The 14,820-nt window shown below is 67.8% G+C and carries 16 protein-coding genes; 12 read left to right on the forward strand and 4 right to left on the reverse strand.

Annotated elements, in window-relative coordinates; all coding sequences use genetic code 11:
* The first annotated feature begins 26 nt into the window (after positions 1-26).
* Both ACFW3F_RS11990 and ACFW3F_RS11995 read left to right on the forward strand, forming a co-directional pair.
* Complete coding sequence (locus tag ACFW3F_RS11990; protein ID WP_388057526.1) at positions 27-1,220, forward strand: NAD(P)/FAD-dependent oxidoreductase; 1,194 nt, start codon at positions 27-29, stop codon at positions 1,218-1,220.
* Positions 1,221-1,227: 7 nt separating this feature from the next.
* Positions 1,228-1,965 carry a DNA alkylation repair protein gene (locus ACFW3F_RS11995; RefSeq protein WP_388057527.1) on the forward strand — a complete coding sequence of 246 codons (738 nt, stop codon included), beginning with the start codon at positions 1,228-1,230 and terminating at the stop codon, positions 1,963-1,965.
* A 52-nt stretch (positions 1,966-2,017) separates the two neighbouring features.
* On the opposite strand, the gene ACFW3F_RS12000 is transcribed toward ACFW3F_RS11995, so the two are convergent.
* The 3 genes from ACFW3F_RS12000 to mftR form a co-directional block, all read right to left on the reverse strand.
* Complete coding sequence (locus tag ACFW3F_RS12000; protein ID WP_388057528.1) at positions 2,018-2,407, reverse strand: hypothetical protein; 390 nt, start codon at positions 2,405-2,407, stop codon at positions 2,018-2,020.
* A 52-nt stretch (positions 2,408-2,459) separates the two neighbouring features.
* Positions 2,460-3,518, reverse strand: a complete 1,059-nt coding sequence (locus ACFW3F_RS12005) for a 2Fe-2S iron-sulfur cluster-binding protein (RefSeq protein WP_388057530.1) — start codon at positions 3,516-3,518, stop codon at positions 2,460-2,462.
* Positions 3,519-3,649: 131 nt separating this feature from the next.
* Complete coding sequence (gene mftR / locus ACFW3F_RS12010; RefSeq protein WP_388057531.1) at positions 3,650-4,267, reverse strand: mycofactocin system transcriptional regulator; 618 nt, start codon at positions 4,265-4,267, stop codon at positions 3,650-3,652.
* A 161-nt stretch (positions 4,268-4,428) separates the two neighbouring features.
* Between mftR and mftA the strand changes: the two genes are divergently transcribed.
* The 5 genes from mftA to ACFW3F_RS12035 all read left to right on the forward strand — a co-directional run bounded on the left by mftA (position 4,429) and on the right by ACFW3F_RS12035 (position 8,498).
* Positions 4,429-4,536 carry a mycofactocin precursor MftA gene (gene mftA, locus ACFW3F_RS12015; protein ID WP_388057533.1) on the forward strand — a complete coding sequence of 36 codons (108 nt, stop codon included), beginning with the start codon at positions 4,429-4,431 and terminating at the stop codon, positions 4,534-4,536.
* The gene (gene mftB / locus ACFW3F_RS12020) at positions 4,536-4,889 is read left to right on the forward strand and encodes a mycofactocin biosynthesis chaperone MftB (protein WP_388057535.1); all 354 of its coding nucleotides are present in this window, start codon (positions 4,536-4,538) and stop codon (positions 4,887-4,889) included. Before mftA ends, mftB begins: the two co-directional genes overlap by 1 nt.
* A gap of 122 nt (positions 4,890-5,011) precedes the next feature.
* Positions 5,012-6,307 (forward strand): mycofactocin radical SAM maturase, encoded by a 1,296-nt coding sequence (mftC, locus tag ACFW3F_RS12025; protein WP_388057537.1) that lies wholly within the window; start codon positions 5,012-5,014, stop codon positions 6,305-6,307.
* A gap of 103 nt (positions 6,308-6,410) precedes the next feature.
* Complete coding sequence (mftD, locus tag ACFW3F_RS12030) at positions 6,411-7,610, forward strand: pre-mycofactocin synthase MftD (RefSeq protein WP_388057539.1); 1,200 nt, start codon at positions 6,411-6,413, stop codon at positions 7,608-7,610.
* Positions 7,611-7,685: 75 nt separating this feature from the next.
* Complete coding sequence (locus ACFW3F_RS12035) at positions 7,686-8,498, forward strand: mycofactocin-coupled SDR family oxidoreductase (protein WP_388057541.1); 813 nt, start codon at positions 7,686-7,688, stop codon at positions 8,496-8,498.
* Between the two features lie 301 nt (positions 8,499-8,799).
* Here ACFW3F_RS12035 and ACFW3F_RS12040 read toward each other — a convergent pair whose 3' ends face one another.
* Positions 8,800-9,912, reverse strand: a complete 1,113-nt coding sequence (locus ACFW3F_RS12040) for a CaiB/BaiF CoA transferase family protein (RefSeq protein ID WP_388057543.1) — start codon at positions 9,910-9,912, stop codon at positions 8,800-8,802.
* A gap of 181 nt (positions 9,913-10,093) precedes the next feature.
* Between ACFW3F_RS12040 and mftE the strand changes: the two genes are divergently transcribed.
* Genes mftE through ACFW3F_RS12065 form a run of 5 tightly spaced genes read left to right on the forward strand, consistent with a single transcriptional unit; the run spans position 10,094 to position 14,813 of the window.
* The gene (gene mftE / locus ACFW3F_RS12045) at positions 10,094-10,804 is read left to right on the forward strand and encodes a mycofactocin biosynthesis peptidyl-dipeptidase MftE (protein WP_388057544.1); all 711 of its coding nucleotides are present in this window, start codon (positions 10,094-10,096) and stop codon (positions 10,802-10,804) included.
* A complete protein-coding gene (mftF, locus tag ACFW3F_RS12050) occupies positions 10,801-12,336 on the forward strand; it encodes a mycofactocin biosynthesis glycosyltransferase MftF (RefSeq protein WP_388057546.1) in 1,536 nt (511 codons plus the stop codon). Before mftE ends, mftF begins: the two co-directional genes overlap by 4 nt.
* Positions 12,333-13,712, forward strand: a complete 1,380-nt coding sequence (gene mftG / locus ACFW3F_RS12055; RefSeq protein WP_388057548.1) for a mycofactocin system GMC family oxidoreductase MftG — start codon at positions 12,333-12,335, stop codon at positions 13,710-13,712. Before mftF ends, mftG begins: the two co-directional genes overlap by 4 nt.
* A 26-nt stretch (positions 13,713-13,738) precedes the next feature.
* Positions 13,739-14,170: a PPOX class F420-dependent oxidoreductase gene (locus ACFW3F_RS12060; RefSeq protein ID WP_388057550.1), complete on the forward strand. Its 432-nt coding sequence runs from the start codon at positions 13,739-13,741 to the stop codon at positions 14,168-14,170.
* Positions 14,157-14,813, forward strand: a complete 657-nt coding sequence (locus tag ACFW3F_RS12065) for a hypothetical protein (RefSeq protein ID WP_388057552.1) — start codon at positions 14,157-14,159, stop codon at positions 14,811-14,813. Before ACFW3F_RS12060 ends, ACFW3F_RS12065 begins: the two co-directional genes overlap by 14 nt.
* The last annotated feature ends 7 nt before the right edge of the window (positions 14,814-14,820 follow it).

Raw genomic sequence — 14,820 nt, forward strand, 5'->3', positions numbered from 1 at the left:
CCACGGAGAGACAAAGGGGACGAGAGATGAGTGGATCGAGCGCGGGTGTGGTCGTGGTCGGTGCCGGACTCGGAGGTATCCGGGTCGCGGAGAATCTGCGGAACAACGGGTTCACGGATCCGATCACGCTCGTCGGTTCAGAAGACCATCCGCCCTATGACCGTCCGCCCCTGTCGAAGTCGGTGCTGCTGGGCAAGGACGACCGCGTGGACCTCAAGCCGGCGCAGTTCTACGACGAGTCCGGCATCGCGCTGCGCCTGGGCGAGGCCGTGACCGCCGTGTCGCCCTCGGATCAGACGATCACTCTGGCCTCGGGCGCCACGGTGGCCTACGACACCCTGGTGCTGGCGACCGGACTCGATCCGCGACCGTTTCCCGGCCTCGCCGACAACGTCCGGGGCGTGCATGTGCTCCGCACCTACGACGACGCGGTGGCGCTGCGCGGTGAGATCGACTCGGCGAGCACGGCAGTCGTCATCGGCGCCGGTTTCATCGGGTGTGAGGTGGCGGCCGGTCTGGCCACGCGTGGTCTGACCGTCAGCCTCGTCGAGCCGGCTCCGACCCCGCTGGCTGCGGCCCTGGGAGAACAGATCGGCGCCCTGGTGTCCCGGTTGCACGTTGCCAACGGGATCGATCTGCGGACCGGTGTCGGAGTCGGCGACATCGTGGTGACCGACGGTCGGGTCAGTGCCGTCGCCCTCACCGACGGCACCACGCTGCCCGCGGACATCGTGGTGGTCGGCATCGGTTCGACGCCGGTGACCGACTACCTGCAGGGCTCGGGTATCGACCTCGCCCCGCGTGAGTTCGGTGGTGGGATCGCCTGCGATGCAACCGGTCACACCAGTGCCGAGAATGTCTACGCACTCGGCGACGTGGCTAACTGGCTCGACGAGGACGGGGCGCCGCGTCGCGTGGAGCATTGGAATCACACGGTGGAACAGGCGTCGGTCGTCGCCCACCAGATCACCGGTGGCGACGCGGTCACCGCGTCGGTCGCCTACTTCTGGAGTGATCAGTTCGACCTCAAGATCCAGGTGCTCGGTGCCCCGCGTGCCGATGACGAGGTCCACGTCGTCGACGACGACGGCAAGAAGTTCGTCGCGTACTACAGCCGGGACGGCGTCCTCACCGGGGTCGTGGGCGCGGGCAAGGTGGGTGCGGTGATGAAGACCCGACCGAAGCTCCAAACCCCTACGCCGGTGGCGGATCTGCTGTAACCGGCGCATGTCGGACGCGCCCACCGCCGCGCAGGTGCGCGATGCGGCGGCGGAACTGGCCGATCCGCAGCTCGCGCTCGGGCAGGCCGCCTTCTTCCAGGCACGGCCGGGTGGTTACGGGGAGGGCGACGAATTCCTCGGAATCCGCGTACCCGCGCAACGCAAGCTCGCGAAGGCGTTCCGTGGGATCGCGCCGGATCAGGTCGTCGAACTGCTCGATTCGCCGCTCCACGAGCACCGGCTCATCGCGCTGTTCCTCGTTCGCGCAGAGTTCGAAGCCGAGCTGCGGCGCGGGGACGACGGCAAGGCCTGGGTGGACCTCTACCTCGACGCCGTGCGTCGGGGCCGAGTGAACAACTGGGATCTCGTCGACTCGTCCGCTGATCCTGTTCTCGGCGAATATTGCCGCCGCGCCGGTGAACTCGACATCATCCGGCAGCATGCGGGGGAGACCGACCTGTGGCGTCGACGAGTCGGGATCATCGCGACGTTCGCCGCCATCAAACACGGCGATGCGACGGCGCTCCTCGAGGTGGCGCAGCTTGTCCGCGACGACCGTCGCGACCTCATCCAGAAGGCGTTCGGCTGGATGTTGCGCGAGGTCGGCAGGCGCGTCGACGAGACGGTGCTGCTCGGCTACCTGGACGACAACGCCGCCCGGATGGGCCGTACTGCACTGTCGTACGCGCTCGAGCATCGGACTCCGGAGGAACGCGCCCACTATCGCGCGCTCCGGGATTCGTAGCGAAAGACGGGTGATGGCGCGCCCTTTCGCTACCAACCGGGTCCTCGAAGGGTCAGCCCTCGCGTGCGATCTTCGCGGCTGCCCAGATCATCGGGAGCTGGAAGGGCAGCCGGGCGAGGGCGACGATCTTGTAGGGCAGCGGCTTGTCCCACCACAAGCGGACCATGTTGATGTTCGCAGGGTAGACGGCCAGGAACAGCAGGACGGACAGGGCGCCCGCGGTGCGGCGGGTCTTCGGCACGAGAAGTGCAGCGCCCAGGCCGATCTCGGCGACACCGGAGGCGTACGTCAAGGTCCGGGGGTCACCCGGGATCTCCTCGGGGATGATCTCGTCGAAAGGCTTGGGTGCCACGAAATGCAGCACACCGATGCCGATCAGCATCGCGGCGAGGCCACGTGCGAGCTGGACGGGATCGAACCGGGAACCGCGGATGGTGCTCACGTCGTCGTACTCCTTCGGTAGACCTGCGACTGCACGAACTCGACCCACTCTGTCAGAATTCGATCTTCAGTGTGTCCGATGTGGGATGCGCCTGACAGCCCAGGATGTACCCGTCCTCGATGTCCTCGGGGTCGAGCGCACCGGGATTGTCCATGTCGACGCTGCCCTCGGTGAGAGTGCAGGCGCACGAACCGCATTCGCCTTCCTGGCACGAGTACGGCGCGTCCAACCCGGCGGCCAGCATGATGTCGACGAGAGTGCGTGTGCGCGGCCAGGTCAGGGTGTGGGTCTCACCGTCGAGTTCCACCTCGACGGTGGCCGCGGCAGCCTGTTCCTCCTCGCTGACCTCGTCGAGTTCGACGTCGGCGAAGGGATCGCCGGACAGTGAGTTGTAGACCTCGGTGTGCACGTTCTGGTGCGGGAAATTCGCCTCTGCGAGGCCCTTGTGTACGGCGTCCATGAAGGGGCCCGGCCCGCACATGTAGGCCACGTGCGCGGCCGAGTACGGGGCGAACGCCGTGGCGAGGGCGGCAGCACTCGGCAGGCCCTGGAGCGACTCGAGCCAGTGGATGACGGTGAGCCGGTCGGCGTGGGTGACGAGGAGCTCGCGGAGCTCCGCGGCGAAGATGACGTCGGCGACATCCCGGTTGGCGTAGAAGAAGACGATGGGCGCGTCGCCCTTCGCGAGTGCCGCCTTGAGGATCGACATCACCGGGGTGACACCGCTGCCGGCGGCGATGAGCAGCAGGGGGTTGTCGTAGGACTTGGGGCTGAAGACGCCCGACGGCGGCAGTACCTCGACCTGGGTGCCGGGAGCGAGGTTGTCGCAGACCCAATTGGACCCGTAGCCGTCGGCCGTGCGTTTGACCGTCACCTTCGGCCGCGGGTCGGTGAACGGCGACGACGCGAGCGAGTAGCAACGCGCGACCGACCCGGTCTGCTCGCTCGGAATCCGGAGCGTGAGGAACTGTCCCGGTTTGTAATCGGTGAATGCCTTCGCCGAGGCCTCCGGTACCTCGAAGGCGATGGACTTGGCCTCGGCCGTCTCGTCGATCACCTCGGACACCGTGAGGATCACGCTGCGTGAACCGTGAGGGGTCAGGTCAGACATGTGCGCAGTCTCCGCCGTCGAGGGCCGGCATCCCGGCCCAAATTAGAACACGTTCTAGTTCAGCCTAGCGCACCGCAGGGGTTCCCACGAGGGGCTCTCCACCCACTCCGGTGCGACCGCTGTCAGCGTAGTCATGCCAGTGCAGCGACGCCGTCGGCCACCGTCCGTGCACCGGACTCGATGAGTGACTCCAGGTCGGTCTCGGGATCATCGAGCCATTTCTCGTAGGCGGCGAGGGCTGCACCGAGGCACAGCCAGCCGATCGTCTGGGGCAGGTGATCATCGACTGCCACACCCAGTCGGGCTGCACAGAACTCGGCGATGACCTGCCGCCAGTCGGCGTAGACGAGCATCGAATGTGCTTGTAGTGCAGGCACGCCGAGCAGGAGAGACATCCGCTGTCGGTGATTGTCGAGTTCTTGGGCGGGTACCCGGTTGAACGACACGAGGGCTTCGACGAGCGCCTCGGCCATCGGGGTCTCGCGCGGGATTCCGGCGAGGAGTGTCCGTAGTTCGTCGAGGTGGTCGTCGAACTCGCCCCAGGGGATCTCGTTCTTCGAGGAGTAGTAGCGGAACAGCGTGCGCCGGGCTATCCCGGCCGCCTCGGCGACATCGTCGACGCTGGTGTCCTCGAAGCCCTGACTGGTGAAGAGGTGAATCGCGAGAGCGCTGATCTGCGCACGCGAGGTGATGGGGCGTCGGCCCGGCGGCGTGCGTGCGGGCTGATCGTCGTGCGGCGTGGTCGTCATCTCGGGACCTCACCCTATGGGACCGGCGTCGTGCGGGACGACGGAAACGATTCACCTGGCCGTTCGGACAGTTGCCGCGCGATTCCTAGATTTCTGCACCCAGTGCCACTATAGTCTGTCGTGATCCGCATCACTACCCGATCAACCAGGAGGTATGGATCATGGCAGATCAGTCCGCTGCAACCGCTCACAGCTCGAACGACACCGAACTCCTCGCCGAATCGCTCGTCGAAGAGGTCTCGATCGACGGGATGTGCGGGGTCTACTGATGTCAGCCCCGACATCGAATCCGATCTCCGGCGACCGTTCCGCGGTCGCCGGGGTCCGGTTCGACACCCCAGCCGACGCCCCCGGTTTCGACACGCTCGAGCCGTGGCAGCTCAATCCGAAGGTCGCGCTGCGCCCGGAACCGTTCGGCGCGCTGCTGTACCACTTCGGTACGCGCAAGCTCTCGTTCCTCAAGAACCTCACTGTCGTGGGCATCGTGAAATCCCTCGCCGATCACGACTCCGCGGAGGCCGCGCTCCTCGCCGCCGGGATCTCGCCCGCCCAGCGTCCCCTGTACCTGCAAGCGCTGACCGCGCTCGCCGACAGCGGCATGATCGTGCCGCGTTCCGCCTGACCCGTCGGCGACCCGGACGACCCCCGGCCAGGCGATCTCGATCGGCGCAGCCCGTCTGATCCGCGTCCGAGCCGCGTGAACTCCAGCCTGAACCCACAGCCCCGAATGCAAGGACCTCAACGATGACGACCATCGAGATGCCGCCCACCGCAGCCGAACTCGCGAGTTCTCTCCGTGCGCCCGCGCCGACCGCCGGGGAGGTGCCGAAGGTGGGCCGGCTCGTCGACCAGTTCGAGAAAGGTCTCGACGCGCCCATCTGCCTCACCTGGGAACTGACCTATGCGTGCAACCTGGCGTGCGTGCACTGTCTGTCCTCGTCGGGTAAGCGGGATCCGCGCGAACTGTCCACCGAGCAGTGCAAGGCGATCATCGACGAGCTGCAGCGCATGCAGGTCTTCTACGTCAACATCGGTGGCGGCGAACCCACGGTGCGTCCCGACTTCTGGGAACTCGTCGACTACGCGACCAGCCACCAGGTGGGAGTGAAGTTCTCCACCAACGGTCTGCGCATCGACAAGAAGGTGGCCGCCCGGCTCGCGGCGTCGGACTATGTCGACGTCCAGATCTCGCTGGACGGTGCCACCGCCGAGGTGAACGACGCGGTTCGCGGTCCCGGTTCCTTCGACATGGCGGTCCGCGCACTCGAGAACCTGTCCGAGGCCGGTTTCGCCGACGCCAAGATCAGCGTCGTCATGACACGGCAGAACGTCAGTCAACTCGACGAGTTCAAGGCGCTCGCCGACCGCTACAACGCCACCCTGCGCATCACGCGGTTGCGTCCCTCCGGTCGTGGCGCCGACGTGTGGGACGATCTGCACCCGCTGCCGCAACAACAGCGAGAACTCTACGACTGGCTTGTCGCGCACGGTGATCGGGTTCTCACGGGCGACTCGTTCTTCCACCTGTCGGCCTTCGGTTCGGATTCCGGCGGAGGCCTGCCCGGGCTCAATCTCTGCGGCGCCGGTCGCGTCGTGTGCCTGATCGATCCCGTCGGCGACGTGTATGCGTGCCCGTTCGCGATCCACGAGAACTTCCTCGCCGGGAACATCCTCTCCGACGGCGGCTTCCAGGAGATCTGGCAGCGATCGGATCTGTTCACCGAGTTGCGCGAACCGCAGAACGCCGGCGCGTGCACGAAGTGCGCGCATTTCGACGCCTGCCGCGGCGGGTGCATGGCGGCGAAGTTCTTCACCGGATTGCCGCTGGCCGGACCCGACCCGGAGTGCGTGCAGGGGTACGGAGAAGAACTACTCGCCGGTGACCGGATGAAACCGACTGCCAACAAGGACCATTCGCGTGGCACGCCGTTGACCCTGATGACCCGGCGCCCCGACGACGACCTGACGCCGGTCGCCTCGCGCCCCACGAAGTCCTGTGACGAGAACCCGCTCGCCGGGTTCACCCCCGCCGCGCGTTAGATCTGCCCGCGGTACACCACGGGCGCGCCATCGTCAGAAACCGGCGCCCCGTCTCCATGAGAGCCAACCGGTGCTCATGGATGGATGAATGAGTAGGAAGAACATGTCTGCCAACCCCTGGGCCCGAAACCCCTGGTTCGAGACCGTCACCGAAGCACAGCGGCGAGCCAAGAAGCGTCTGCCCAAGTCGGTGTACTCGTCGCTGGTCGCCGGCACCCAGGCCGGCATCACCGTCGACGACAACGTCCGTGCGTTCTCCGAACTGGGCTGGGCGCCGCACGTCGTCGGTGCGCAGGCCGAGCGCGAGATGACGACAACGGTGATGGGGCAGGAGATCTCGTTTCCCGTCATGATCTCGCCGACCGGCGTGCAGGCCGTCGACCCGGACGGCGAGGTCGCGGTGGCCCGCGCCGCGGCGGCACGTGGCACGGCGATGGGGCTGTCGAGTTTCGCCTCGCACCCGGTCGAAGAGGTCACCGCGGTCAACGACAAGGTGCACTTCCAGATCTACTGGCTGGGCAGCCGCGAGGACATCCTGGCCCGCGCCGAGCGCGCGAAAGCGGCAGGGGCCAAGGGGCTCATCGTCACCACCGACTGGGTCTTCAACGTCGGGCGCGACTGGGGCAGCCCCGAGATCCCCGAGAAGGTCGACTTCAAGGCCCTGCTGCGCCTGGGGCCGGAGATCGCGGTCAAGCCGCGGTACGCACTCGACTGGGTCAAGGGCGGCAAGATCAACATCCCCGACCTGACCGCACCCAATCTCACGCCGCAGGGTGTACCGGGGCCGACGTTCTTCGGGGCCTACGGGTCCTGGATGAGCACGCCGCCGCCCACCTGGGAGGACCTGAAGTGGTTGCGCGAGCAGTGGGATGGCCCGTTCATGGTCAAGGGCATCACCCGCATCGACGACGCCAAGCGCGCCGTGGACATCGGCGCGACGGCGCTGTCGGTTTCCAACCACGGCGGTAACAACCTCGACGGCACCCCGGCCACGATCCGTCTCCTCCCCGACATCGCGGCTGCTGTCGGCAACGACATCGAGGTCCTGCTCGACGGTGGCATCCGTCGCGGCAGTGACGTCGCCAAGGCGCTCGCGCTCGGTGCCCGGGCGGTCATGATCGGCCGGGCTTATCTCTGGGGTCTCGCGGCCAACGGCCAGTCCGGCGTCGAGAACGTGCTCGATCTCATGCGCATGGGTCTCGACGGCGTTCTGATGGGACTCGGCCACAACAGCGTCCACGAGCTCTCGGCCGCCGACCTCGTCGTTCCCGACGGCTTCCGGCGCTCGTTCGGGGATGCCTGAATCGTCCCCCCGACGGTGAGAATGCGCCGGTGAGAACCCTGGGGAACCATAACTAGAACGTGTTACAGTTCTGGCATGGGACAGTTCGACGGCAAGGTCGTCTACATCACCGGCATCGCCCGAGGTCAGGGTCGCAACCATGCGATCCGGTTCGCCCGCGAGGGGGCCGCGATCGTCGGCCTCGACATCGCGGGTCCGATCATCGACCACGCAACCTACCCCGCGGCCACCGCCGACGACCTCGCCGAGACAATCAGTCTCGTCGAGGGCGTCGGCGGGAAGATTCTTGCCCGACAGGGTGATACGCGAGACCTCGCCTTCCAGCAACAGCTCGTCGCCGACGCTGTCGAACAGTTCGGCAGGCTCGATCACGTGGTCGCCAACGCCGGTGTGCTGACCTGGGGCAAGGTCTGGGAGCTCAGCGAGGACCAGTTCACCGACGTCATCGACATCAATCTCGTCGGTGCGTGGAAGACTCTCAAGGCAACGATCCCGGCGATGCTCGACGCGGCCAACGGGGGATCGATCACGGTGATCAGCTCGGTCGCCGGCCTCAAGGCGATGCCGCTACAGGCGTCGTACTCGGCGTCGAAGTTCGGTCTCGTCGGACTGACGCAGACGACCGCCAAGGAACTCGGACACCATCACATCCGGGTGAACAGCGTGCATCCCTACGCGGTCGACACCCCGATGGGCGTGGCCGACACCGAGGCGCACCGGATCTTCGGAATCCCTTGGGTCAACCCGCATTTCACGTCGATCCTCGACTACCATCCGGTCGCTGCGCTCGACGAGATCTCCGACGCGGTGCTCTACCTCGCGTCCGACAGCGCCAAAGGCATCACCGCGGCGGAGTTCCAGATCGACATGGGGCATTCGAAGGTCTGACGCTGCGCAGCCGCCACTGCTCCCTGAGGTGCGGTGCCACCACTGCTCCCTGTGGTGCGGTGCGAGGCCACCACTGCTCCCTGAGGTGCGAGCGAAGCGAGCCACGAAGGGTGACGTGAGTTGTCGCCCTTCGTGGCTCGTCGCTTTCGCTCCTCGCACCTCAGGGAGCGGGGTGGGGCGCTTGCGCTCCTCGCACCTCAGGGAGCAGGGCGGGACGCGCCCTCCGCAAGCTCCGGGCGCTCCTCAGGGAGCAGAGCAGGCCAGAGGGTCTGTGGTCTTTCGGATCAGGGCAGCAGACGTGTCAGTCGGCCCAGAGGGTCGACGGATCGGTCGCCTCGGTGGTCGGGCCGGCCGGGGTCTCCGGCTTGGTGCGCGAGAAGCGCGGTGCCACCTGAGCCTGGGTCACGCCGTCGATGTCGACGAGGTTGGCGCGGGCGGCCATGTGGGCATCGGCGGGGGCCTCGGCGAAGGTGAGGACCGGCGAGGTGCAGGCGTCGGTGCCCTCGAAGACCGCCGCCCATTCGTCGCGGGTGCGCGTCTTGAAGGTCTCGGTGAAGACCTCCTTCAGCTTCCCCCACTGGGCCATGTCGTTCTGGTCGGGCAGATCGGCATCGGCGAGTTCGAGACCCTTGAGCAGTTCGGCGTAGAACTGCGGCTCGATCGCGCCGACCGCCATGTACTTCCCGTCGGAGGTCTCGTAGACCTCGTAGTACGGGGCGCCGGTGTCGAGCAGGTTCACACCCCGGGTGTCGCTCCACAATCCGGTGCCGCGGAATGCCCACATCATCTGTCCGAGAACGGAAGCGCCGTCGACCATGGCCGCGTCGACCACCTGGCCCCGACCCGAGACCCCACGCTCGAGCAGCGCCGCGAGCACGCCGACGACGAGGAACATCGATCCGCCGCCGAAGTCGCCGGCGAGGTTGAGCGGCGGCACCGGACGATCATCCTTGCGCCCGATGGCGTGCAGCATGCCGGTGAGCGAGATGTAGTTGATGTCGTGCCCGGCCAGGTTGGCGCGCGGCCCGTCCTGGCCCCAACCGGTCATGCGCCCGTAGACCAGTCCCGGGTTCACCTTCTCGAGATCATCGGGTCCGAGTCCGAGTCGTTCCATCACACCGGGGCGGAAGCCCTCGAGGATCACGTCGGCCTTCGCGACGAGGCCGAGGATGGTCTCGCGGTCGTTCTCGTCCTTGAGGTTCGCCTCGACGACGCGTCGGCCACGGAGGAGGGCATCGGCGTTGCGGCCCGGCTTGGGCAGCGAGCCGGGCCGCTGGACCCGCACGACATCGGCGCCGAGATCGGCGAGGAGCATGGCGGCATGCGGGCCGGGTCCGATGCCGGCGAATTCGATGACCCGGATCGAACTCAGTGGGCCGGGCTTGCCGCTGTCGCGTGGTGTGGCACTGCTCATGGGTGTCGTCCTCCCGATCGTTGTACTGCGCACTGTGTCAGGTGTCACTGGATGCACCAAGCATTCCACAACCGATCGAACGCTCGTCAGAGTGGTCCGGAGCGGGATCTGGGCGCGTTTTTCGCTTCGTTTTTCGGGCGAGACCGACACACTCGCAAGCACCATCGCTAGCATTGGTCGAATGACAGGGCCATCGATGTTGGGGCAGTGCAACTGGCCAGACCTCGACGGGCAGGTGGTCACCCTGCTGGTGCCCCTCGGTTCGGTCGAACAACACGGTCCGCACCTTCCGCTCGACACCGACACGCGCATCGCCGCCGCGATCGCCGACGGGGTCTGCGGCCGATCGGACATTCCCGGACTCCTGCGGGCGCCGGATCTCAATTACGGCGCCAGCGGTGAACACGAGGGCTTTGCCGGAACGATCTCGATCGGGCACGAGGCCCTGCGCGGCCTGCTCGTCGAATACGGCCGCAGCGCGTGCCGGTGGGCGGCGCGCCTGGTCTTCGTCAACGGACACGGCGGAAACACCAGGACGCTGATCGAGGCGGTGACCCGATTGCGGTACGAGGGCCGGGACGTTGCGTGGTTCCCTTGCGCGTTCGACGGCGCCGACGCACACGCGGGATTCACTGAAACATCTGTGCTCCTTCATGTTTCGCCGTCAGTCGTGGATCCTGCCCGCGCCGTCGCGGGCAATCGGGAGCCGGTGGGCGCGCTGCTGGGCGCGATGCGATCGGGCGGCGTGGGCGCCGTGAGTCCCAACGGCGTCCTCGGTGACCCGGTGGGCGCCAACGCCGACGACGGCGCGGGTCTGGTCGCCGAGGTCACGAACCGGCTGTGCGCCGCCCTCGAGTCATGGCAGGTCGACGACCAGGGGCGTCTGGGATGACGGCCCTCGACGACTCGGCACCGCGTCGCTGTGCCGGGAACACGGACTCGGGCGCAGCTGATGTGTCGACCCGGGACGGCTCCGGCTCCGCCGACGGCGAGGGGGAGCAGGCCCCAGACGCGTCGGCGGGTGCGCACACCGGCCTGCCCGACGGGTTCCAGGTGCAGATCGATCTGCGGTGCGCCAAGGCGGGAGACTTCCGGTACCTGGTCGGCGGATCGCCGACGCGGCTGCTGCGGATGTCCGACACCGCACTCGGAATGACATCCGAGGACGGTCGAATCGAGGTGTGCGACAACGTCACTCGGCGCCTGGCGCGCGCGTTGCTCGACGCCGGGATCGCCAACCCGCGGCCGATGTTCGGGCCGCAGCCCGAGGACGTGACCGTGGTCATCCCGGTCCGGGACAATCAGGTCGGCGTCGACCGGCTGCTCGAGGCGCTCGACGGGCTGGCGGTCATCGTCGTCGACGACGGCTCCGTGACGCCGATCGAGGCGGACCGCCCCACGGCACGGGTCCTGCGCTTCGATGACAATCGCGGCCCGTCCGCGGCGCGCAATGCCGGCGCGGAGGCAGCGACGACCGACTTCGTCGCCTTTCTCGACTCCGACGTCGTGCCCGACCCGGACTGGCTCACGATACTTCTCACTCATTTCTCCGATCCGACCGTCGGCCTCGTCGCGCCGCGCATCGTCGGACTGCAGTCCGACGTCGCCATGACGTCATCGCTCGCCGAGCGCTACGAAAACGGATGGTCGTCCCTGGACATGGGACCCGAGGAGTCCGCGGTGGCCCCGTCCACGCGGACGCCGTACGTACCCAGTGCCGCAATGGTGGTGCGGCGCAGTGCTTTCTGCGGATTCGACGAGTCGTTGAGGGTCGCCGAGGATGTCGACGCGTGCTGGCGGATGCATGCCGAGGGATGGCGGATTCGTTACGACCCGGTCGCGCGCGTGGCCCACGAGCACCGCACCGATCTGCGCTCGGTGCTCTCGCGCCGTTGCTTCTACGGAACCGGCGCGGCGCACCTCGCGTCCCGGCACGGCGACCGCGCGGCGCCGATGAAGATGTCGGTCCCGATGGCGGCCGCAGTGGTCGCACTGCTGTCGCGGACACGCTTCGGTGCGGCGCTGGCGATGATCATCCTCACCCATCTCGCTGTCCGCATGCGACGCCGGCTCGGCGACCTGCCGTCGGCGCCGCTGGTGTCCGCGCAGATGACCGGGCGGGCGGCCGGGTTCGGGTTGCTGCAGGCCGCCGATGCGATCTGCCGTCACTACTGGCCGGTGGCGCTGCTACTCGCCTTGGTGTCCAAGCGTTTCCGCACCCTCGCCGTTCAGGTGGCGATCGTCGAGGGGGTGGTGTCCTGGGTCCGGGACCTGCTCGCCGACCCGACGAGTCCACCAACGCTCGGCCCGCTGCGGTACATCCTGATGCACCGACTCGACGACCTGGCCTACGGCGCCGGTCTGTGGCAGGGAGTCATCGCCCATCGAGACCCGGAAGCGTTGCGCCCGGTCATCTCTCGATGACGCCGGCCGATCGGTCGTCCCTCCTCGACGTCGTCACCACTGACGTCGTCACCGCCGACGTCGTGATCGTCGGTGCGGGTAGCGCCGGTTGCGTGCTCGCCGAGAAGCTCTCCCGTGATCCCGACCGTACGGTGGTGCTGCTCGAACGCGGTCCGGCGGGCCTGCCCACACCGGCGGATCTGGATCTGCGTCGGCTACCGATCGATGACGCCGCACCGCACGCGGTCCGCCACGAGACCGACCTCGGGGTGTCGGCGCCCCGCGGTTCGGCCCTCGGTGGTTCGTCGGCGGTGAACGGCGGCTACTTCCTGAGGTGGCACCGAGACGACTTCGGGTCGTGGCCGGCCGGGTGGGAACCCGATGTCGTCGACGCCGCCTACGACGAAGTGGACGGACCCGCCGGCACCATGGGCGTGCAACCCGTGTCCGACGACGAACTCGGCGATGCCGGAGGCGCTTTCGAGCACTACTGGTCGGCACGGGTGCCGGCGCGCCCGGTGATGCAGCGGTGGCCGGTGGTCGGGCTCAACCGGGTGTTGACGAACCGGACCGGGGTCGCGCGCCGCTCGGCCGCCGACGCCTACCTCCTCCCCGCGTTGTCCCGGCCCAACCTCCGGGTGCTGACCGGGCGCGTGGTGGACCGACTGGAGGTGGTTGGGGGTACGACGGTGACAGGGGTGCGCGCCGGACCGTTGAGCGTGAGCGCAGGCGAGGTGATCCTCGCCGCGGGCACGCTCGGCACGGCGGGGATCTTGCTTCGGTCGGAACTGTCGGATCTGCCGGGTCCGCGCGCGACGGGCCGCCGGGGCGCGCGATCGCTGGAGGCCGGCGAACATCGAGGCCTGGCGGTCTCGTACTCCAGGCGGTCACCGGCGGACGCGGGCACGGTGTTGCCGACGGTGCTGCACACCACTGATGGTTTCGAAATTCGGTGTTACCGCGATGATTTCGCGTCATTCATCCGCGACCTCCCTGCCGGCGGGCCTATTGTCGAGGTGACCGCGATGTGGCACTCGGGCGTCCGGCTCCTCGCCGACGGCGGGGATGTGCGGATGGCGTTCGATGAACCCGACGCGGACACGGACGCCGCACTACGTGCCGGAGCCGTCGGGGTCGTGGAGATGCTGCGGGCACCTGAATTCGCCGACATCGTCGTACCGGGGAGCGTACGGATCGCCGATCGGGTGGGGTTCTCTCAGCACGCCTGGGGGACGATGCCGATGGGCGTCCGGACCGATTGGCTCGGCGGCGTGTACGGAACACACGGGCTGCGGATCGTCGACGGTTCCATCCTGCCCGGCAGCGGACGCAGCGGTCCGCACGCGACGATCATGATGATGGCGTGCCGGATCGGCGGAGTACTCGCGCAACGGTGAGGAGGACCTGCCACTACCCTGGGAGCATGTCTGCGTCCTCACTGTCCGACCCGGCCGTCCGTGAATTCCTCACCGGCGGCACGAAGACCGGGCACCTCGGATACACCGCCGCCGACGGTCGACCCCTCGTCGTTCCGGTGTGGTTCGTCCTCGACGGTGACCGGATCGCCTTCAACACCGGAGCGACCACCGCCAAAGGACGTGCGCTGCTGCGTGATCCGCGTGTCGTGATCTCTGTCGACCTTCCCGAACCACCCTTCGGCTTCGTGCAGGTGCAGGGCGTGGCCCGCATCACGGAGGACCTCGACGAGGTGCGTCGGATCGCGTCGCTGTGCGGGGCGCGATACATGGGCGCCGAGCGCGCCGAGGAGTTCGGCGCCCGCAACGGGGTGCCCGGCGAGCTGGGAATCTGGATCGAGCCGAGCAAGGTCATCGCGAGCCTCGATGTCACCGCATGAACGCCTGTCCGCGTTCCTGAAGCCCACGCTGGCCAAACAGTGCTGGGGGTTCATGATCGGGTCGGCGCTGTTCGCGCTGGGCTCGGCTCCCGGACTGGCCCATCTGGCAGGCGCCGGGTTCGCCAACGGCTGCTACTTCGTCGGCGCATGGTTCTTCACCGCGGCGGGGTTCATCCAGTTGGTCCGCAGCGGTACCGCGGCCGAGCTGCGCTCCTCGGCGCCGGGGTCGGTGATCCGGGCCGAGTGGCTCACTGCGGCAACGCAATCGGTGGGCACGATCCTGTTCAACGTGTCGACCACGGGAGCCCTGCTCGCCCACACGATCTGGGGTGACCGCCACCTGGTCTGGACGCCCGACGCCGGCGGCTCGGTCGCCTTCCTCATCAGCGGCGCGGTCGCCTTCGTCGGATACACCCGCGCCACGGGACGCCGTTGGGACATCCGGGACCGCGACTGGTGGTCGGTGATGGTCAACTGGATCGGGTGTGTGGCCTTCGGGGTGTCGGCGATCGGGGCGTTCGTCACCAAGGGCGGCGTGACCGCCGACGCTGTCGCGGCCACGTCCGGCACCTTCGTCGGTGCGATCTGCTTCTTCCTCGCGTCGCTCGTCGTTCTGCCCCTGCGGCACAGGGTGTCCCGCTGAGCGCTCG

It is taken from the genome of Gordonia sp. NPDC058843, assembly GCF_042743165.1.
Classification (GTDB): domain Bacteria; phylum Actinomycetota; class Actinomycetes; order Mycobacteriales; family Mycobacteriaceae; genus Gordonia.